This is a genomic window from Parasphingopyxis sp. (genome assembly GCF_028279465.1).
GTDB lineage: Bacteria > Pseudomonadota > Alphaproteobacteria > Sphingomonadales > Sphingomonadaceae > Parasphingopyxis.
Genome location: NZ_JANQNS010000015.1, coordinates 641,790 through 661,450, shown reverse-complemented (window position 1 = coordinate 661,450; position 19,661 = coordinate 641,790). Strand labels below are relative to the sequence as shown.

At 59.8% G+C, this 19,661-nt stretch carries 20 protein-coding genes and 1 tRNA gene; 8 read left to right on the top strand and 13 right to left on the bottom strand.

The window, feature by feature from the left end:
* Positions 1-126: 126 nt before the first annotated feature.
* Complete coding sequence (locus Q0974_RS12810; RefSeq protein ID WP_299328166.1) at positions 127-1,245, bottom strand: hypothetical protein; 1,119 nt, start codon at positions 1,243-1,245, stop codon at positions 127-129.
* Positions 1,246-1,340: 95 nt separating this feature from the next.
* Entirely contained in the window at positions 1,341-3,614 is a 2,274-nt protein-coding gene (locus tag Q0974_RS12805; RefSeq protein WP_299328164.1) for an ATP-dependent helicase, read from the bottom strand.
* Between the two features lie 112 nt (positions 3,615-3,726).
* On the opposite strand from Q0974_RS12805, the gene Q0974_RS12800 reads away from it, so the two are divergent.
* Positions 3,727-4,302 carry a hypothetical protein gene (locus tag Q0974_RS12800; protein WP_299328161.1) on the top strand — a complete coding sequence of 192 codons (576 nt, stop codon included), beginning with the start codon at positions 3,727-3,729 and terminating at the stop codon, positions 4,300-4,302.
* A gap of 12 nt (positions 4,303-4,314) precedes the next feature.
* Here Q0974_RS12800 and Q0974_RS12795 read toward each other — a convergent pair whose 3' ends face one another.
* The 3 genes from Q0974_RS12795 to Q0974_RS12785 all read right to left on the bottom strand — a co-directional run bounded on the left by Q0974_RS12795 (position 4,315) and on the right by Q0974_RS12785 (position 5,870).
* Positions 4,315-4,482 (bottom strand): hypothetical protein, encoded by a 168-nt coding sequence (locus Q0974_RS12795; RefSeq protein WP_299328159.1) that lies wholly within the window; start codon positions 4,480-4,482, stop codon positions 4,315-4,317.
* 99 nt (positions 4,483-4,581) lie between these two features.
* Positions 4,582-5,133, bottom strand: coding sequence for a 16S rRNA (guanine(966)-N(2))-methyltransferase RsmD (rsmD, locus tag Q0974_RS12790; RefSeq protein ID WP_299328156.1), 552 nt, complete (start codon positions 5,131-5,133; stop codon positions 4,582-4,584).
* Complete coding sequence (locus tag Q0974_RS12785; RefSeq protein ID WP_299328153.1) at positions 5,130-5,870, bottom strand: pseudouridine synthase; 741 nt, start codon at positions 5,868-5,870, stop codon at positions 5,130-5,132. Before Q0974_RS12785 ends, rsmD begins: the two co-directional genes overlap by 4 nt.
* Before the next feature lie 80 nt (positions 5,871-5,950).
* On the opposite strand from Q0974_RS12785, the gene Q0974_RS12780 reads away from it, so the two are divergent.
* The gene (locus Q0974_RS12780; protein WP_299328150.1) at positions 5,951-6,724 is read left to right on the top strand and encodes a thioredoxin family protein; all 774 of its coding nucleotides are present in this window, start codon (positions 5,951-5,953) and stop codon (positions 6,722-6,724) included.
* Positions 6,725-6,821: 97 nt separating this feature from the next.
* The gene (locus tag Q0974_RS12775; RefSeq protein WP_299328147.1) at positions 6,822-8,177 is read left to right on the top strand and encodes an MFS transporter; all 1,356 of its coding nucleotides are present in this window, start codon (positions 6,822-6,824) and stop codon (positions 8,175-8,177) included.
* On the opposite strand, the gene Q0974_RS12770 is transcribed toward Q0974_RS12775, so the two are convergent.
* The 8 genes from Q0974_RS12770 to Q0974_RS12735 all read right to left on the bottom strand — a co-directional run bounded on the left by Q0974_RS12770 (position 8,170) and on the right by Q0974_RS12735 (position 14,580).
* Positions 8,170-8,586, bottom strand: coding sequence for a DUF6628 family protein (locus Q0974_RS12770; protein WP_299328145.1), 417 nt, complete (start codon positions 8,584-8,586; stop codon positions 8,170-8,172). The genes Q0974_RS12775 and Q0974_RS12770 overlap by 8 nt on opposite strands.
* A 64-nt stretch (positions 8,587-8,650) precedes the next feature.
* Positions 8,651-9,961 (bottom strand): folylpolyglutamate synthase/dihydrofolate synthase family protein, encoded by a 1,311-nt coding sequence (locus tag Q0974_RS12765; RefSeq protein ID WP_299328143.1) that lies wholly within the window; start codon positions 9,959-9,961, stop codon positions 8,651-8,653.
* Positions 9,962-9,975: 14 nt separating this feature from the next.
* Positions 9,976-10,830 (bottom strand): acetyl-CoA carboxylase, carboxyltransferase subunit beta, encoded by an 855-nt coding sequence (gene accD / locus Q0974_RS12760; RefSeq protein ID WP_299328141.1) that lies wholly within the window; start codon positions 10,828-10,830, stop codon positions 9,976-9,978.
* Positions 10,831-10,840: 10 nt separating this feature from the next.
* Complete coding sequence (gene trpA, locus Q0974_RS12755) at positions 10,841-11,650, bottom strand: tryptophan synthase subunit alpha (RefSeq protein ID WP_299328139.1); 810 nt, start codon at positions 11,648-11,650, stop codon at positions 10,841-10,843.
* Positions 11,647-12,888: a tryptophan synthase subunit beta gene (trpB, locus tag Q0974_RS12750; protein ID WP_299328137.1), complete on the bottom strand. Its 1,242-nt coding sequence runs from the start codon at positions 12,886-12,888 to the stop codon at positions 11,647-11,649. The genes trpA and trpB overlap by 4 nt, the downstream gene beginning before the upstream one ends.
* Positions 12,885-13,529, bottom strand: a complete 645-nt coding sequence (locus Q0974_RS12745; RefSeq protein ID WP_299328136.1) for a phosphoribosylanthranilate isomerase — start codon at positions 13,527-13,529, stop codon at positions 12,885-12,887. Before Q0974_RS12745 ends, trpB begins: the two co-directional genes overlap by 4 nt.
* A gap of 2 nt (positions 13,530-13,531) precedes the next feature.
* A complete protein-coding gene (pyrF, locus tag Q0974_RS12740; RefSeq protein ID WP_299328135.1) occupies positions 13,532-14,206 on the bottom strand; it encodes an orotidine-5'-phosphate decarboxylase in 675 nt (224 codons plus the stop codon).
* The gene (locus Q0974_RS12735; RefSeq protein WP_299328134.1) at positions 14,203-14,580 is read right to left on the bottom strand and encodes a hypothetical protein; all 378 of its coding nucleotides are present in this window, start codon (positions 14,578-14,580) and stop codon (positions 14,203-14,205) included. Before Q0974_RS12735 ends, pyrF begins: the two co-directional genes overlap by 4 nt.
* A gap of 192 nt (positions 14,581-14,772) precedes the next feature.
* Here Q0974_RS12735 and Q0974_RS12730 point away from each other — a divergent pair.
* The 5 genes from Q0974_RS12730 to clpX all read left to right on the top strand — a co-directional run bounded on the left by Q0974_RS12730 (position 14,773) and on the right by clpX (position 19,618).
* Positions 14,773-14,857: transfer RNA gene (locus tag Q0974_RS12730), tRNA-Leu, on the top strand.
* 73 nt (positions 14,858-14,930) lie between these two features.
* Positions 14,931-16,466 carry a trigger factor gene (tig, locus tag Q0974_RS12725; RefSeq protein ID WP_299328132.1) on the top strand — a complete coding sequence of 512 codons (1,536 nt, stop codon included), beginning with the start codon at positions 14,931-14,933 and terminating at the stop codon, positions 16,464-16,466.
* Positions 16,467-16,556: 90 nt separating this feature from the next.
* Positions 16,557-17,540, top strand: a complete 984-nt coding sequence (locus Q0974_RS12720) for a glycosyltransferase family 2 protein (RefSeq protein WP_299328130.1) — start codon at positions 16,557-16,559, stop codon at positions 17,538-17,540.
* Positions 17,541-17,611: 71 nt separating this feature from the next.
* On the top strand, positions 17,612-18,238 hold the full coding sequence (locus Q0974_RS12715; protein WP_299328128.1) for an ATP-dependent Clp protease proteolytic subunit: 627 nt from the start codon (positions 17,612-17,614) through the stop codon (positions 18,236-18,238).
* A gap of 108 nt (positions 18,239-18,346) precedes the next feature.
* Positions 18,347-19,618: an ATP-dependent Clp protease ATP-binding subunit ClpX gene (gene clpX, locus Q0974_RS12710; RefSeq protein WP_299328126.1), complete on the top strand. Its 1,272-nt coding sequence runs from the start codon at positions 18,347-18,349 to the stop codon at positions 19,616-19,618.
* Positions 19,619-19,661: the final 43 nt, after the last annotated feature.

Here is a 19,661-nt window from a genome sequence, read left to right as displayed (position 1 = left end):
GCTTGAACCATTTTAACGGCTTGGTAAGCAAGCCGAAGAAGCCCCTGTTTACCATGAATTGGCGGGGATTCCGCGAGTGCGGGTTACCGATTTGGGTTACTGTCCCTCTATGGGACGCAATTATGCTCAGGCGAGTTCGACAAAGCTGTCGAGCACCCGCTTGCGGCTGGCTTTCTGAAGTATCGCATTAGGCAAGAGATCTTTGAAAATTAGGTCGTATTCAACATCGCCTTTCTTACGATCTTTCTCCTCGCGATCGGCAGTATTCGCCGACGATGCAGCCTGGAAGGACGCCACGATCCTTTCGATTTCCGTATTGCGCTCATCGCTATCCGGCAGTCCCGTGAGATGCGCTGTTCGAATGACATAGATGAAGTTCTTGTGTACAACGACTGAAAGCCGAGCTTCCAATACTGCTTTTTCGACTTCTGCGCCGTTAATCTTTGCATTATTGAATATCAGGGAACATTTGCCAGACAGGCTGCGCCGAACACCTTCGCCCTGAGGCGTGTCCGCAATCTCGTCGATCGTTGCTCCGCCGGTCGCATACCCCGCCATCAGATTAACGAACATATGTTCGGCAGATATGTCATGTATCATGGAGCCGTATCTGCTGACCGAGAACATATTTACCTGATCAGCATAGGTCTCATCGAGCACAGCGATAACAGGCCTCTCATTGAGCGATGATTTTCCCGGCGTATATTCAATCTCAGCCTTGTCATTCGAGGTGAAGGTTACGACACCGCCTGTCCGATATGGCATAATATCGGGGACCAGCGAGCCGAGCTTCTGCTTGTCGAGTGCTTCAGTGACCATATCTTTCAGATTCGATACAGAGACCGTCCAGCCCTTTGGTGGCTGGGTGTATAGAAATGTGCCGTCAGGAGCGATAACGACATCCTGACTTTTGCTTGCGACTTCTTCTTGGACCGGATCGCGAACCATGCTTTCCGGCGCAGCCGGCGAGCTCTGCTTAAGATGCTCAAGCCTATAGAAACGGCCACGTTCGATTGTATAAACGACCAAGACGACAACGATGAGTGCGATCATCAAGCCGCCCGCAATTATGCGCTCGGCAGCAGTTTCTGAAATTAGCAACCAGTAAAATAGGGCAGCTTCAGCGACCAGAATAACGAGAAACATGATCCCATAAACTGGATCCTTAAGCAGTTCTCGAATAAGTTCGATATTCGAGCCTATAGTATTGGGCCTAGTGGTCACTTCCGATACAGTATCCGCCATAATACATCCCCTTGCACCGGCATCTCTACATCGGTCGGTAAACGCTGCAAGTCATGTTGCTATGCCAGACCTTGCCATCATTACGTCAGCGCTATTCATGCCAGTTCGACGAAGCTGTCGAGCACCCGCTTGCGGCCGGCTTTCTCGAACTCGATTTCGAGCTTGTTGCCCTCGATCGCTTCGACCGCGCCATAGCCGAATTTCTGGTGAAAGACGCGCTGGCCGATGGCGACATCGCTGCGCGGTTTCGCGCCGAAACTAACAGCGCTGGCCTTCGCCTCCATCACCTTGCCGGTCTTGGGTAGCGCACCCGCGGCTGCCGCGCGTTGCCAGCCCGGGCCGCGCTTGCCGGCGCGCGCGACGTTCGAGAAGGGATCGGACTGTTCGGACCAGTTGGCGCGCCACAGCGATTCCCCGCCCGTCATGCTGGTTTCGGCCTCGATGTGCGCCTCCGGCAGCTCGCCGATGAAGCGGGACGGGATCGAACTCGTCCACTGCCCGTAGATGCGCCGGTTCGCCGCATGGACGATATGGCAGAGCCGTCGGGCGCGGGTGATGGCGACATAGGCGAGACGGCGTTCTTCTTCGAGGCTTTTGGTTCCGCCCTCTTCGAGCGAGCGTTGCGAGGGGAACACGCCTTCCTCCCAGCCCGCGAGGAAAACCGTGTCGAACTCCAGCCCCTTGGCGGCGTGGATCGTCATGATCGTGACCTTTTCGGACTCGCGATCCGCGTCATTGTCCATGACGAGGCTGACATGTTCGAGGAAGGAGCCGAGATTTTCGAACTCTTCCATCGCGCGTGTCAGTTCGGTCAGATTTTCGAGCCGGCCCGCAGCCTCGGCCGAACGATCATTCTGCCACATGGCGGTATAGCCGGATTCATCGAGTACCTGCCGGGCAAGCTCGGGATGCGGAAGATCGTTGGCCAGATCGCGCCAGCGCGCAAAATTGCCCATCAGTTCGCCGAGCGGCTTGCGGGCACGGGGAGTCAATTCGTCCGTATCGATAATTCGCGCAGCGGCAAGGCTGAGCGGAATATTCTCACGCCGCGCATAGCCATGAATCATGCCGACCGCCTTGTCGCCTAACCCGCGTTTGGGCGTATTGACGATCCGCTCGAAAGCCAGATCATCCGCCGGCTGTACGATCACGCGCAGATAGGCGAGGGCGTCGCGAATCTCCTGACGCTCATAGAAACGGAAACCACCGACGATCTTGTACGGCATGCCGATCTGGATGAAGCGATCCTCAAACTCACGCGTCTGAAACTGGGCGCGGACGAGGATGGCGACATCGTCGAGACTGCCGCCCTTGGACTGATGCGCTTCGATCTCCTCGCCAACGCGCCGGGCCTCTTCGGGCCCATCCCAGACGCCGATGACCTTCACCTTCTCGCCATCGCCAGCCTCGGTATGGAGCTCCTTGCCGAGCCGGCCGCTGTTATGGGCGATCACGCCACCCGCCGCAGACAGAATATGCTGTGTCGAGCGGTAATTCTGTTCGAGCCGGACGATCTTGGCGCCCGGAAAATCCTGCTCGAACCGCAGGATATTGGCGACCTCCGCGCCGCGCCAGCTGTAGATGCTCTGGTCGTCGTCGCCGACCACGCAGATATTCTTGCGTTCCTGCGCCAGCAAGCGGAGCCAGAGATATTGGGAGCTGTTGGTGTCCTGATACTCATCGACGAGAATATATTTGAACCGCTGCTGATACATTTCCAGAACATCGCGATGCTCTTTCAGGATCACGAGCATATGGAGCAGCAGATCGCCGAAATCGCAGGCGTTGAGCGTTTTCAGCCTGTCCTGATAGGCTTGGTAGAGCTGCTGACCCTTGCCATTGGCGTATGCCTCGCTCTCGTCCGGCGTCACATCGGCTGGCACCCAGCCGCGATTCTTCCAGCGATCTATCAAGCCGCCGAGCAGCCGCGCCGGCCAGCGTTTTTCATCGATCTCGGCCGCTTGAATCAGCTGCTTCAGCAAGCGCAGTTGATCGTCGGTATCGAGGATCGTGTAATTGCTCTCCAGCCCGACAAGTTCGGCATGGCGACGCAGCATTTTTGCGCCGATCGCGTGAAAGGTGCCGAGCCAGGGCATACCCTCGACATCCTGGTCGAGTGCCCGAGCGACCCGCTCCTTCATCTCGCGCGCGGCCTTGTTGGTGAAGGTGACGGCGAGGATTTCGGATGGCCAGGCCTGGCGGGTCCAGATCAGATGAGCGAGCCGCGCCGTCAGGCAGGCCGTCTTGCCGGTGCCGGCGCCCGCCAGCACCAGCAGCGGTCCCTCGGTCGTCAGCACCGCCTCACGCTGCGGCGGGTTGAGCGCGCGCAGATAGGGCGGTTCAGGCTGCTGGATCGCGGGGTCGGTCACCCGTGAACAGTTAGGGAACACAAAGAGCGGCGGCAAGCGGGTCTTTCATGATCTGCCAACAGGCGGCATGAAGGGCAAACGCAGAAACAGGTAACGGACGTTTGGGGCAAGTATGACGACCGGCGAATATATCACCATCTTCGCGGCGATACTGGTCGGCCTAGCTGTCGCCGACATCGCGTTGAGTTTTCACCGGCTGCTGCGGGCCGGCCGCAAGGTCAAATGGGACTGGCTCTCGCCGATCATCGCGCTGATCGTGCTCTGCTACATCCTCAATCTCTGGTGGGGCCTGTATCACGACTATTCGAACGTCGAGCAGGTCCTGTTCGGATGGTTCCTGCTCGATGTCGCAACGCTGCTGGCGCTGTTCCTGATGTCGGCGGCGGTTCTGCCGGACAGCATCCCCGACAAGGGCATAGACCTACGCGAATTCTACATGGCGAACCGCAAGCATTTCTGGATCACCTACATGGTCTATCTGGTCTTCGTGATTGCCAAGAATTCGCAACTGATAGCGAGACTGGAACTGGATTCGGCAACCTGGGCCGAAGCGAATGTCCCATTGATCGTGCTGATCGGCTTTTCGATCGTGCTGATACTAAGCCGCCGCGTCTGGCTACACCTGCTGATGATTGCCGCGCAAATCTACACGATCGCCGGCGTATGGCTTTTCTACTCCATTCAATGACCGGGTGTCGCTTCAGGCGACTTTCTTGTCCAGCTTGAAGAAGTTGCGGGCCTTTTCGCGCCAATGGTTTTTGCCATAGCCCGGATAGTCGGGAAGGCTCGACCATTCGATACCGGCAGCGGCCGCCAATGCGCGGGCGAGCCGTTCATTGTCCATCGTCAGATCTTCGCGCTTGTGCATTATCCTGCTCCTCGCGGCGGTTTTTTCGCCGATGCGCAGGGTTTTGCCGAAGCAAGATTAACTGTCAGTGATGCGCTACGCATTCGGGTGCGATAAACGTCAATTCCGCCGCAAAAGCGTCAGTTTGGCCTTGCCATAGGTGCGGGTAGCATCCTCCGTCCAGCCCTCGACTGCCACCTCCTCCTCCGCTGCCGTCTCCAGCGCCGCCCAGGTATGCGGTGCGAACCAGCCCAGCCTGTCGAGCCGGGCGAGGGCCCTTTGGCCGTCGCCGCTCAGATAGGGTGGATCGAGAAACGCGATGTCCACGCTTTCTGGGATTTCTGTTACCGCTCCGAACGAACGATCCAGCAATGTGATATCAGCGCCCCATTTATCGGCGTTGGTACGGATCGCGCGTAATGCATCGCTGCTATTCTCGACGAAGATGCACGTGGCGGCCCCGCGCGAAAGCGCTTCGAAACCCAGCGCGCCCGAGCCGGCGAAAATATCGGCCACTGTCAGGTCTTCGAAATTGCCAATCCGGCTCAGCAGCATCGAGAAAAGGGCTTCGCGCGTGCGCGCCGATGTTGGGCGGGTGGTAGCTGTCTGCGGCGTTTCGATCGGCTGCCCCTTCCATTTCCCGGCGACGATACGAGGCGCGGACGTCTTCATTGCAGAGACTGGCGAAATTTTACCAGATCGTGCTGGCGCACCTGTTCGACTCCGCCTTTCGGAATATCGCCAAGATAGAAGGGGCCATAGGCCGTGCGGATCAGGCGGCTGACCCTCAGCCCGAAATGCTCGAGCACGCGCCGTACCTCGCGGTTTTTTCCCTCGGCCAGCTTCATCTCGATCCACTGGTTGCGACCGGTGCGCCGTTCGAGATTGGCGTCAATCGAGCCATATCGGACACCCTCGATCGTGATACCATCGATCAACCCTTCGAGCTGCTCCTGACTGATTTGGCCAAAGGCGCGGGCGCGATATGTACGTTCGACGCCGGACGCCGGCAGCTCCATCTGCCGTTTGAGTCCGCCATCATTGGTCATCAGTAACAGGCCTTCTGTGTTCAGATCGAGCCGCCCGATCGGCATCAGGCGCGGCAGGCCTTTGGGCAAACGGTCATAGATTGTCGGCCGGCCCTTCGGATCGCGCTCCGTCGTCAAGACACCGGCAGGCTTGTGAAAGCAGTAGAGCTTGGCCGGAATGGGCTGGCCAACCTGTTGCCCGTCCACGGTGACGCCGTGCAGCGATTTGACGAGCGTGGCTGGCGTATCCAGCGTCTTGCCGTCGATCGCGATCCGGCCGGCTGCGATCATCCGCTCGACTTCGCGCCGCGATGCCACGCCCGCGCGCGCCAGCAGTTTGGCAATACGCTGGTCTTCGCGCTGTTTCCCGGGCCCCGCCATGCGGCTTGCTGTAACCCTTTTTCCGGGAATTGCGAACAAAGGGAAAGCAAACGACGAAATGGAATTCCGCTATGCGACACTTGCGCACCACTATTGCCACAGCCGCTGCGGCGCTTTCCCTGGCCGCGTGCGCGCCGATGGAAACCCATGAAGAGCGGGCAGAGGAGCTGGAAGACGTCGTGCTGGCATCGGCAGCCACGGAGCGTGGCCCTGTCGCCATCGAACTGTTCACGAGCCAGGGTTGCTCGTCCTGTCCCCCGGCCGATGCGCTGGTCGCGGAACTCGTCGACGATCCCGATCTCGTCGTCATTACCCGCCCGGTGACCTATTGGGACAGGCTGGGTTGGCGCGATACGCTGGGGCGTGAGGAAAACACGCAATTGCAGCGGCGTTACGCGCAGCGCCTCGAGCGGGGCGGTGGCCGGTCCTACACCCCGCAAGCGGTGGTCGACGGGCGTATCGGCCTCGTCGGATCGCGGCGGGCAGAACTTGCCGAGGCCGTGGCGGAAGCGCGTGCAGACGAGCAACTCCTATCCATAGACATCACCGGAGACGACCGGTCCGGATATCGCGTTACCGTTGCCGGAACCCATTCGGGGGATGCGGTGGTCCGTTTGCTAGCACTCGACGCCAGCGAGACGGTATCGATCGGGCGTGGCGAGAATGGTGGGCGTTCGGTGCGCTACACCAATGTCGTGCTTGCGGAGCAGGACATTGGTGCGATGAACAGCGAGACGTTGAGCACGATAATTGCCAGCGATAATGCGCTGCTTTCGCAAGGCGACCGGCATGCGATCGTTGTGCGCGATGGTGCTGCGGGCCCCATTCTCGCGGCGGAATATCTCGGCGGATAGCCGATTTATCGACGAACGGCGCCGATGCGTGGATAACAGGGCTATCCCTCACGGTTTTTGCCGCTAGTTTCTCGCCCAAATAGGGCGGGAAAGAAGTATGGCCGATAACGAACAAGCCGTGGCTGCAACCGGGACATGGCGCGACAATCTGCCAATCGGGGTGAGACCCTATTTCGAGGCGGCCCCTCTGGCGGCGCTGGCGCTGGGCATTTCCTCCGGCGCGCCTTTTGCATTGATAGCCGCGACGCTGACCACGCGACTGGCCCAGGCGGGGATCGACAAATCGACAGTGACCGCCTTCGCGCTGACCTTTCTCGCCTATAATTTCAAATGGATTTGGGCGCCGATCATCGATGCAGTGAAACTGCCGATTATTGGCCGCTTCGGGCAACGGGTTTCCTGGCTGTGGCTGACCTCGGTGTTGGTAATGCTGGCGATCATGTATCTTGGCAGTCTCGATCCGAATGAATCGATCCTGCGCGTCGCGGTTGCGGCCATACTTGTCGGCGTTGCCGGCGCGACCTTCGATATCGTCATTGACGGATATCGTATCGAACTGCTTGAGCCGCGCCAGCTCGGAGTCGGTTCCGGAATGAGCCAATATGGCTGGCGGATCGGGGCTGCTGCGGCCGGCGCTTTGGCTCTGGTCGTAGCAGCGCGCGCCGACTGGACGATCGCCTATTTCGTTTGTTCCTTCTTTGCGTTGTTCGCTTTCTTCACCGGTGTATTCATGGGCGAACCCGAAAGGCACCAAGAACCACAGCCGTTGCGCGGTCCGATTGCGGCGGTGGTCGCCTATGTGAGTCCGCTCACGGAGTTTTTCCAGCGTTCTGGCGCGTTAGTGGTACTGCTGTTCGTACTTGTGCATAAAATCGGCGATACGTTGGCCAATCTTACGTTCCGCCTATTGTTTGAGGACCTCGGCTTCACTAATGACGAGATCGCAATCTACGACATCGGCGTTGGTTTCTGGGCTCTGCTGGTCGGCATTTTCGTCGGCGGCATTCTGTACGCCCGCCTTGGGATGAAGACGTCGGTGATGATCAGCCTAGTCCTGATGGCCATATCGAATTTCAGCTTCGCAGCGCTGGCGGCGGTGGGCCACAGCAATATCGGTATGGCTGCGGCGATCGGTTTCGAAAATTTCGCGAGTGGCATCGGCGGGGTCGCGGTCGTCGCCTATCTCTCGGCGCTCTGTAATCTACGCTTCACGGCGACGCAGTTCGCCTTATTATCAGCCGCTGCCAGTATTCTCGGCCGCTTTTTGACCGGTACGACGGCGGGATCACTGATCGAGGCGATGGGTTATGTGAATTTCTACCTACTGACGACGGCGGCCGCCTTTCCCGGCGTATTCCTGTTCTGGTGGATGATTCGCTCCGGGCTCGTCGATCGGTCGTTGGGCACGGCGGGTTCGGAGGCCGAAGACAAGTCTGAACACGCGTTCAAATAGACAGCGGTTGCCCCAAAGCTGCTAGGCTTTCGCCGAGCGCGGCAACGGTAGCGCGCGTTGTCGGCACGCCCCTGCCGTCAATAAGTGAAGACAGATGCGTCGCCGCGTTTTCGGGATCTCCGATTGCCGAGAGCAGGGCGTGTTCATGTGCGGTCATGCGCGGTGAGCAGCATGGCGTAACAACGATGTTGGCCCGCGCGTTGCGGGCAACATCGATTAGCATCGTGCGTAGCAGCAAGAGGGGCTTGCGGTAGCGCATTCCATAGGCCGCTATCATGGCATTTACGGCAAAGGCGTCGTCGATGCCGTGGATCGCCATGCGGCGGATGGCGAAGAGCAGGGTGCGCGCATCTCCGCAAGTCGGCGCGACATGGGGCAGCATCGTATCGAATTTGGTGGAATCGGGCACAGGCTTCCTTTTCGTTGGGAAGCCTTGATCGTTTATATGCTAATGCAAGTCAATCGCAATAAAATCATTCGGGCAGAGAATTGTTGAGGCGCAGCACATCGCCGGCCAGATAGAGCGAACCTGTAATCACCAATGGGCGTTCCGGCTGAACGTTTTCGCTAACCAGCTCGTCCAGCGCGGCAGAAATCGTAGGTGCCGTGTGCGCCGCTACACCGAGTTTTCGCGCAATTTCCGCAAGCTTGTCTGGCGGATGATGCGCGTGATTGTCGATTGGTATGAAAGTCGCGGAACGGACCTGCGGGAGCGCCGATAGGAAACCTTCCGGATCCTTGTTGGACAGCATACCCATGATGAGGCGAATGCCTTCTTGATCGGCGAAATGGGCTGCCAACGCTCCTGCTGCGAGCACATTGTGTCCGCCGTCGAGCCATATCTCGGTTTCCGGGGGCAGTATGTCGGTTAGCGGTCCGGGCTCCAGCTTCTGCAGCCGCGCGGGCCAGTCGGCCCAGCCCATTGCGGCGCGCAACGCGGCCTCAGGCACATCGAGCGCGCGCTGGTGGCGCAGCATGGCGATTGCGAGCAACGCATTGTCCGCCTGATGCGGCCCGGGCAGGGCCGGCAGCGGCAGACGCAACACCGTTTCATGATCGCGATAATGCAGTTGCCCACGATAGGGTGCACCGCGCCAATCGCGACCGCGCGGTAGCCATTCCGCGCCATTCTGCTCGGCGATCCGCGCGATCGATTGCCCCACCGGATTGGGATAGCTTTGCGTGACCAGTGGCCTGCCGCGTTTCGCTATCCCGGCCTTTTCCGCCGCGATGCCGACGATATCCGATCCCAAAAACGCTTCATGATCGATGCCGAGATGCGCGATGCCGCAGACGAGCGGCCGTTCGATGACATTCGTCGCGTCGAGCCGCCCGCCAAGGCCGACTTCGATAATCGATGCATCCGCTGGAGTGCGCGAGAAAGCGAGAAACGCGGCGGCCGTGGTTGCCTCGAAAAAGCTCGGATCGATGCCCTCGGCCTGATCCAGCACCATTTCGAGAAGCTCGGCCAGCACGGCATCTTCGACTAGTTTTCCGGCAATGCGGATGCGCTCGTTGAACCGTACGAGATGTGGGCTCGTATAGACATGCGCGGACAACCCGGCCGCTTCGATTGCAGCGCGCAGAAAAGCGCAGGTCGAGCCTTTGCCATTGGTGCCTGCGACATGGAAAACCGGGGGCAGAGCGCGTTGCGGATTGCCGAGCCGGTCGAGCAGCGCTGCTATCCGCTCCAGCCCCAGCGTATCGCGGCCCGGCGAGAGCGTCGCGAGCCGGTCGAGCTGTTTCTGGACGGCCGGATCGTCCGAACGGGCATGATCGGGCATCGCGGTGGCTGTCGTCAGGCCGCCTGTTCGGCCGGCAGGAGAAAGTCGATCAGTTGGGCGAGCGTATCGCGCAACTCCTTGCGGGCGACGATCATGTCGAGCGCGCCATGATCGAGCAGGTATTCGGCGCTCTGGAAATTATCGGGTAGTTTCTCGCGGATCGTATTCTCGATCACGCGTCGCCCGGTAAAGGCGAGCAGCGCTTTGGGTTCGGCGATCTGCACATCGCCAAGCATCGCATAGCTCGCCATCACGCCGCCGGAAGTCGGATCGGTCAGCACGACGATATAGGGGAGGCCGGCTTCGCGCAGCTCCTCGACGGCCACTGTCATCTTCGGCATCTGCATCAGCGATAGCGCGCCTTCCTGCATGCGCGCGCCGCCCGAGGCCGTGAATACGATATAGGGGCACTGTGCCTCGACGGCCGCACGCGCGCCACGGACAAAGGCTTCACCGACGGCGAGCCCCATCGATCCGCCCATGAAAGCGAAATCCTGCACGCCGATCACGGCTTTGTGCCCCTTAATCGTACCGCGCGCATTGACGAAGGCATCGCTTTCACCGGTCGCATTGCGAGCCGCTTTCAGCCGGTCGACATAACGTTTCTGATCGCGGAATTTCAGCGGATCTTCTTTGACGCGCGGGGCGGGCAGCTCCTCCCAGCTATGATCATCGAAGAGTTGAAGGAAGCGCTGCGAAGGCCCGATCCGGCCATGGAAACCGCATTCCGGGCAGACGGACAGATTTTCCTCATATTCTTTGGTGAAAATCATCTGCTGGCAATTCGGGCATTTATGCCAGAGCGTATCCTCGGTCGTCCGCTTCGAGATGAAGGGAATGCGATTTCGGACATTGTTGAACCAGTTCATGGGCGCTTTCCTAACTGTTTCGCGCAGACCGTATAGCGTCGGACAGCGACTTAACATAGTCGCGCACCGGTTGCGGTGCATCCGCGCCATGTTTCCCAACCAGTTCGACGATCGCCGATCCGACGACAACGCCATCGGCGACACGGGCAATATCGGCGGCCTGTTCCGGTGTGCGAACACCGAAACCGACGGCGACGGGAAGGTCCGTTTTCGCCTTGAGCGCGGAGACGGCGGCGGCGATGCTGGCCTGTGCCGCCTGCTGCTTGCCGGTGATCCCGGCGACCGACACATAGTAGAGAAAACCGGACGCACCTTCGAGAACCGCGGGAAGGCGGGCTTCATCAGTGGTGGGAGTCGCGAGCCGGATAACGTCTATGCCGGCATCGCGCAGCGCGGGGCCGAGCGCGCCATCCTCTTCCGCGGGAATGTCGACGCAAATCACCCCGTCGACGCCCGTTTCGGCGCACTGATCCGCAAACCATTGCGCCCCGCGCCGCACCATCGGATTCGCATAGCCCATAAGGACCAGCGGCACGTTCGCATGCCGCGACCGGAAACCCTCGGCGATCGCGAAGATATCGGCTGTAGTCGTGCCCTTGCCGAGCGCGCGCAGATTGGCCTCCTGGATCGACGGGCCGTCGGCCATCGGATCGGTGAACGGCATGCCGAGCTCAATAATATCGGCCCCGCCCTCGACAAGGGCGTCTAGCACGGCACCAGTGTCATCGATGGTTGGGTCGCCGGCCGTTATGAACGCGACAAGCGCAGCCCGATTATCCGTACGCAGACTCGTGAATGCCTCGCCGAGACGCTCACTCACATCTCTACTCCAAGCGCTTCGGCAACCGTAAAAATATCCTTGTCGCCGCGGCCGCAAAGATTCATCAGGATGATCGCGTCGCGCTTGCGTTTCGGTGCTTCGGCGATGGTCACGGCGAGCGCATGGCTCGGTTCGAGCGCCGGGATGATACCTTCCGCGCGGCAGAGCAGCTGAAACGCATCGAGCGCCTCATCGTCCGTCACGCTCGTATACATCACGCGCTCGGTTTCCTTAAGCCAGCTATGTTCGGGGCCGATCCCCGGATAGTCGAGGCCGGCGCTGATCGAGTGTGCTTCTGCAATCTGCCCGTCTTCATCCTGCAGCAGATAGGTCTTGTTGCCGTGCAGGATACCGGGCGATCCGCCCGTCAGGCTGGCCGCATGCTTCTTGTCGAGGCCCGTGCCGGCGGCTTCCACGCCCATCATCTCGACGATCTTGTCATCGAGAAACGGGTGGAAGAGGCCGAGCGCATTGGAACCGCCACCAATCGCCGCGACGAGCAGATCGGGCAGCTTGCCCGTGCGCTCCATCAGCTGCGCGCGTGCTTCGGTGCCGATCACGCTTTGAAAGTCGCGGACGAGTTCCGGATAGGGATGCGGACCGGCCGCCGTGCCGATGATGTAGAATGTATCATCGACATTCGCGACCCAGTCGCGCAACGCCTCGTTCATCGCATCCTTGAGTGTGCGTGCACCGCTTTCGACACCGATCACCTCCGCGCCGAGCAATTTCATGCGGAATACATTGGGCTGCTGCCGCTCCATATCCCGCGCGCCCATATAGACGACGCAGGGAAGGCCGAAGCGTGCTGCAACGGTCGCCGTCGCCACGCCATGCTGACCAGCCCCGGTTTCCGCGATAATCCGGGTCTTGCCCATGCGCTTGGCGAGCAGGATTTGCCCGATACAATTATTGATCTTGTGCGCGCCGGTATGGTTGAGCTCGTCGCGTTTGAACCAGATTTCCGCGCCCATCCCCTCATCCGCGTTCTGACGCATCAACTCGGTCAGCCGCTCGGCATAGTAGAGCGGGGAAGGGCGGCCGACATAATGTTCAAGCAGATCGTCAAATTCCGCCTTGAATGCCGGGTCCTGCTTGGCCGCGCGATATTCCTTCTCAAGATCGAGGATCAGCGGCATCAGCGTTTCGGCGACGTAGCGTCCACCATAGTCGCCGAAATGCCCGCTTTCGTCGGGCTGGGTGCGATAGCTGTTCGGGGCAGGGGAGTGGTTGGTCATGCGGCTTTCACGGCTTCCATAAATTGCGCGATCTTTACAGGGTCTTTGACGCCCCGCTCGCTTTCCACGCCGGACGATACATCGAGCAGCGGCGCATTGGTGATGGCGATCGCTTCGGCAACGGTGTCCGGTGTAAGTCCGCCGGAGAGACCCCAGTCGGTTTTGTGGTTGTATTTGTTGAGCAGCTTCCAGTCGAATGCGATGCCCATGCCGCCGGGAAGGCGGGAGGTTTTGGGCGTCCGCGCATCGAACAGGATCAGATCGGCATCCTCGCGATAGCGCCGGGCCCGCTCAAGATCGCTGGCCGTGCTGACAGGAATAGCCTTCCAGATGTCCACATCGAGCCGCGCCTTGATCGATTTCAACCGTTCCGGCCGCTCGTCGCCGTGCAGCTGCACGATATCGAGCCGGGCGGCCCGGATGGCGCGTTCCAAAAGCGAATCGTCCGGTTCGACGAACACGCCGACGCGTTTCATCGATGCGGGCACATGCTTGGCGAGCGCGGGCGCCTCGCGTGGCCGGATATTGCGGGGACTCGGTTCGTAAAACATGAAACCTGCATGGCTCGCCCCGGCATGGGCGGCGGCCTCTATCGCTTCGGCCGTGGTCAGGCCGCATATCTTCACATCGATATCGGCCATTGTCAGAGCGTTGCTTCTATCGCCCGGGCGGCGAGATCGGGTTCGTCCGCTTGCGTGATGGGTCGGCCGATGACGATGATGGATGCGCCGGCATGCATGGCGTCTGCCGGCGTTACGGTGCGCTTCTGATCGGCGGTCTTGCCGCTTGCAGGCCGCACGCCCGGCACCACGAAAAAGCCGTCCGGCCAGATTTCCTTGGCCGCCGCGACTTCCCGGCCCGAACAAACCACCCCGTCGAGACCGGATAGTTTGGCCAGTTCGGTCAAGCGCATCACTTGATCATGCGGATCGCCCGCAACGCCCATGTCATGCAGGTCTTCTCCATCGAGGCTGGTCAGCACGGTTACGCCGACGACCTTCGTACCGATAGGCGCGGCGGCTTTGGCATCCTCCATCATCGCGCGGCCGCCGCCGGCATGCACGGTCAGCACCGCGGGCTCGATCGGGCGCAGCGCTTGCACCGCTTTGGCCACCGTATTGGGAATATCGTGCAGCTTTAGGTCGAGAAAGATGGGTAGATCGAGCGCCGCCATCTCCTTCAGGCCCGCAGGCCCGTTGGCGGCAAAGAATTCGAGGCCCAGCTTGATGCCCCCGATATGATTGCGTACGGCAGATGCGATCGCCTTCGCCTTGTCCATATCCGGCGTATCGAGCGCGATGTAGATCGGGCAGTTCATGACTTGCTCTCGCTCGGCAATGGCGTGTCGAGCTGCAACTCGCCCTCGGGACTAGCCGGCGGTTCGTCTGTCGCCGCAGTCGGTTCTTCCGCACCGGGGCGTTGCGGCGCGCGGAAGGTCCGCATGCCGCGTTCATCGGCGAGCTGGCGCGACAGGCTGTCGACGCGCTTGCTCAAGCGCCATGCCTTGGTGCGATAGTAAGCAAAGGTCGGTAGAAACCCGACGAGAAAGAAGAAGAGTACGAGGACCGGCATTTTTACATCGGCCTCGAGCCCGCCCCACAGATTGACGGTAACCGGCAGCCAGTTGTTGATCGAAAACAGCACAACCACGGCCGACAGCACGATCCAGAAAAGGGTTTTCAAAAAGCTCATTGCGATCCCGTTTGAAGCTCTGCGCTCTTTATTAGGGCGCGCGGCGGGCAATTGCCAGCAGCGGGCCAGGGCTTTTCGCCCCGGTCGGCCGATGCAGAATACCATTAGGCCCGAATAGCGCCGACCTGTGGTGAACACCGCTTGCCCTTCGGCGCGGTATTGCTATAGACGCCGCCGACCGGCGGTCCTCTAGCGGGCGTGGCGGAACTGGTAGACGCGCTTGGTTTAGGTCCAAGTATCGAAAGATGTGGGGGTTCGAGTCCCTTCGCCCGCACCAGGCTTGCCACCGTCCCGCAGCAAACCGCCAGACGGATTTCCCTTTTTTTGACCAAGGCTTGATTGTTAGAACCATGCAGACCGTTGAAACGCTCAATGAAGGCCTGAAACGCGCCTACACCCTGACCATTCCGTTCGCCGATATCGAAAAGCAGGTGGACGCGCAGCTCAAGGAAATCGCGCCGCAGGTACGCATGCCCGGTTTCCGCCCCGGCAAGGTGCCTGCGAATCTTGTGCGCAAGATGCATGGCGAGGCGATCGAGCAGGATGTCGTGAACAAGGCGATCCAGACGGGCGTGCAGGAAGCGATGGCCGAGCAGGAAATCCGTCCGGCGATGCAGCCGGAGATCGAGCTCGATCCGGATTGGGAGCGCGGCAAGGATATCGAAATTTCGATGAAGGTCGAAGTTCTGCCGGAAATTCCGGAGATCAAGGTCGACGATATCTCGCTCGAACGCCTGACGGTCGAGGCCGACGACAAGGCGGTCGACGCCGCGATCCAGAGCCTCGCCGAAAATCAGAAAAGTTACGAAACTGCCGCCAAGACCTACAAGGCGAAAGAAGGCGATCTCGTCGTTATCGATTTCGAGGGCAAGGTCGATGGCGAGCCGTTCGAAGGCGGCAAGGGCGAGGAAATGTCGGTGACCATCGGTTCCGGCCAGCTCATTCCGGGTTTCGAAGATCAGCTGGTTGGCGTGAAGGCCAATGATGCCAAGGAAGTGAAAATCACGTTCCCGGACGATTACAATGTCGATTATCTGAAGAGTAAGGACGCCGTTTTCGACGTGACCGTCGGTGAGGTGCGCAAGCCTAAGGAAGCGAAAGTCGATGATGAGTTCGCCCAGTCGCTCGGCCTTGAAGGCATCGACAAGCTGCGCGAACTCATGAAAGGCCAGGTCGAGCAGGAGCTTAACGGCCTGACGCGCACGCACATGAAGCGCAAGCTGCTCGATAATCTCGCCGCCAATCACGATTTTCCGGTCCCGCCGACCATGGTCGAATCGGAATTTGACCAGATTTGGAATCAGCTCGAACAGGAAGCCGCGAATGAACCGGATCCGGAGGCCGCGCGGAAGGAAATGGAAGACGAGAAGGACGAATATCGGTCGATCGCCGAACGCCGCGTGCGCCTCGGCCTGCTCTTGTCCGAGATCGGCAAACAGAACGGCGTCGAGATCAACCAGAGCGAGATGAGCCAGCTAATCGCTCAGGCGTCCCAGCAGTACGGTCCAGAAGACCGCGAACGCTTCATCCAGTACGTCCAGCAGGACCCGATGGCGGCCGCCCAGCTGCGCGCGCCGCTCTACGAAGACAAGGTCGTCGACTATCTCTTCGAGAATGCGGAGATCACGGATCGCACCGTAACGCGCGAAGAGCTGGAAGAGGCGATCGAGGCCGAGGAAGACGAAACACCCAAGCCGGAAGTCAAGAAACCTGCGGCGCGTAAAACCGCAGCCAAAAAGGCTCCGGCCAAAAAAACGGCAGCGAAGAAGCCGGCCGCCAAGAAGGCGACTGCAAGCGCCAAAAAAGCGCCTGCGAAGAAGGCTACCGCGAAGAAGCCCGCGGCCAAAAAGCCTGCCGCCAAGAAAGCGTCGAACTCCGAAGGCTGATTTTCCGCCGGAAACGCGTGTTTCCGAACGTCTTGTTAACCATTGCCTGGGTAGAAGCTGTTCCAACACCGGGACAGCCAAGGACAGGCAATGGAACATATCAGGGAATTCGTGGCGGAACGCGAGATCGCGGTGCCGCTTTCAGAATCGCCGTCGATCGCGGTCATCCTGCCCTGTTACAATGAAGAAGCCGCCATCGCGCAGACGGTCGCCGATTTCCGCGAAGCGCTGCCCCAGGCCCCAATCTACGTCTACGACAATAACAGCTCGGACCGTACCGCCGAGGTCGCGGGTGCAGCCGGTGCCATTGTTCGCAGCGAGAAAATGCAGGGCAAGGGCCATGTCGTCCGACGCATGTTCGCCGACGTCGAGGCCGATATCTATATTATGGCCGATGGCGATGCGACCTATGAAGCGGCCGCCGCGCCCCGGCTCGTGCGCCGGCTTGTCGAAGAGCAGCTCGATATGGTCGTCGGCGCGCGCAAGACCGAAGTCGAGGCGGCCTATCGCAGCGGACACCGCTGGGGTAATGCGCTGCTGACCGGCATCCTTGCGCGCCTGTTCGGCCGGTCGTTCAACGATATTCTCTCCGGTTATCGCGTTTTCTCGCGGCGCTTCGTAAAGAGCTTTCCGGTTCTGTCACAGGGCTTCGAGATCGAAACCGAGATCAGCGTTCATGCGCTCGAGCTCAAAATGCCGGTCGCGGAAGAAGTGACCGAATATAGCGCACGGCCTGAGGGATCGGAGTCCAAGCTTTCGACCTATCGCGATGGCTTCCGGATTCTGAATACAATGGCGACCTTGTTCCGCATGGAGCGGCCGGTGCTGTTCTTCGGTGCGATTGCCGCCATTCTCGCGCTTGCGGCGATCATTCTCGCGGTTCCGCTGGCGATCACCTATGCGCAAACCGGCCTTGTGCCGCGCGTGCCCACGGCGATCCTGTCTACGGGACTGATAATCCTTGCATCGCTCAACCTGTTTGCTGGCCTGATCCTCGATACCGTCGTACGTGGCCGGCGGGAGCTGCGCAGGCTCGCCTATCTGGGCTTTTCCGCGCCGCAATCGGGAAGTTAACACCAAGCCTCTTGAAGCCCGGGTCAGAAGTCGCAATGTTGGCGACGCACATTCTCCCGGAAAGGCCTTCAATGCACGACCCCATCGACAACGCGCTCGTTCCTATCGTCATCGAGCAATCCAATCGCGGCGAGCGCAGTTTTGACATTTTCTCGCGCCTTTTGCGCGACCGCATCATCTTCCTGACCGGACCCGTCGAAGACGGCATGGCCGCGCTGATCACGGCGCAGCTTCTTTTCCTGGAATCGGAAAATCCGAAAAAAGACATCTACATGTATATCAACTCGCCGGGCGGGTCGGTGACGGCGGGCATGGCGATCCACGATACCATGCAATATATCCGCCCGCGCGTTGGCACGGTCTGTGTGGGTTTTGCGGCGTCCATGGGCAGCTTCCTGCTTGCCGCTGGCGAACCGGGCATGAGGGTCGCGCTCGCCAACTCGAAGATCATGATTCATCAGCCATCTTCGGGCATGCAGGGTACGGCCGCGGACGTTGAGATCCATGCGCGCGAACTCGTCAAGACGCGCGAAAAGATGAACGAGCTGTACGCCAAATATACCGGCAAGCCGATTGACGAGATCGAGGACAATATGGATCGGGACAAGTTTTTCGACTCCAACGAAGCCAAGGCTTTCGGCCTGGTCGACGAGGTTTACGAAAAGCGTCCGGAGGTCGATCCCAAGTCCGAGAGCTAGTGCGATTAAGCCATTAGCTATTTTCTTGTGTAATAAGTCATTGTCTAGGCGGATCACGACGCGCTAGGATATGGGCGGCTGCGGCGATGCAGCCGGAGGGATTTGATTATGACGAAGCTGAGCGGCAGCGATTCGAAGAGTACGCTTTATTGCTCTTTCTGCGGAAAATCGCAGCATGAGGTCCGCAAGCTGATTGCCGGACCGACCGTGTTCATCTGCGACGAATGCGTCGAGCTGTGCAACGATATCATTCGCGAGGAAACCAAGGGCTCGATATCATCGAAGCGCGAAGGCGGCGTGCCGACACCCGCCGAAATCTGCGAAGTTCTCAACGATTATGTAATCGGGCAGGACAGCGCTAAACGCGTTCTCTCGGTCGCCGTGCATAATCATTACAAGCGCCTCAACCATGGCGCGGCGGGCGGTGATGTCGAACTCGCCAAATCGAATATCATGCTTGTCGGCCCGACCGGCTGCGGCAAGACGCTGCTGGCGCAGACGCTCGCGCGCATCCTCGATGTGCCCTTCACCATGGCCGATGCGACAACGCTGACCGAAGCCGGTTATGTCGGCGAGGATGTCGAAAATATTATCCTCAAGCTGCTTCAGGCGTCCGATTATAATGTCGAGCGCGCACAACGCGGGATCGTCTATATCGACGAAATCGACAAGATTTCCCGCAAATCGGACAATCCGTCGATCACCCGCGACGTATCGGGCGAAGGTGTTCAGCAGGCGCTCTTGAAGCTGATGGAAGGCACGACTGCCAGCGTCCCGCCGCAGGGCGGCCGCAAGCATCCGCAGCAGGAATTCCTGCAGGTCGACACGACGAACATCCTTTTCGTCTGCGGCGGCGCATTCGCCGGGCTCGAAAAGGTTATTTCCGACAGGATGCAGGGCAAATCGATGGGCTTTGGCGCGCATGTCGAGGCGCCGGACGAGCGCCGCGTCGGCGAAGTGCTCCGCCATGTTGAGCCAGAAGACCTGCTGAAATACGGGCTGATTCCCGAGTTTGTCGGCCGTCTGCCGGTCATCGCGACGCTAGACGATCTGGACGAAGACGCGCTGGTTCAGATCCTGCGCGAACCGAAAAACGCTTTGGTGAAGCAATATGCGAAGCTCTTCGACATGGAAGAAGTGAAGCTCGAATTCACCGACGATGCGCTGATCGCGATCGCCAAAAAGGCGATCGAGCGCAAAACCGGCGCACGCGGCCTCCGGTCTATTCTCGAAGGCATATTGCTCGATTCGATGTTCGACTTGCCGACGCTGGAAGATGTCAGCGAAGTCGTGATCGACAAGGATGTCGTCGAAGGCCGGAAAGAGCCGGTGCGGGTATTCGCTAAAGCCAAGGAAAAGGCCGCCGACGACGCGGCGTGACCGGACTGCGGTCCGCAGAGATGCGATTCACATCGAATTAGGG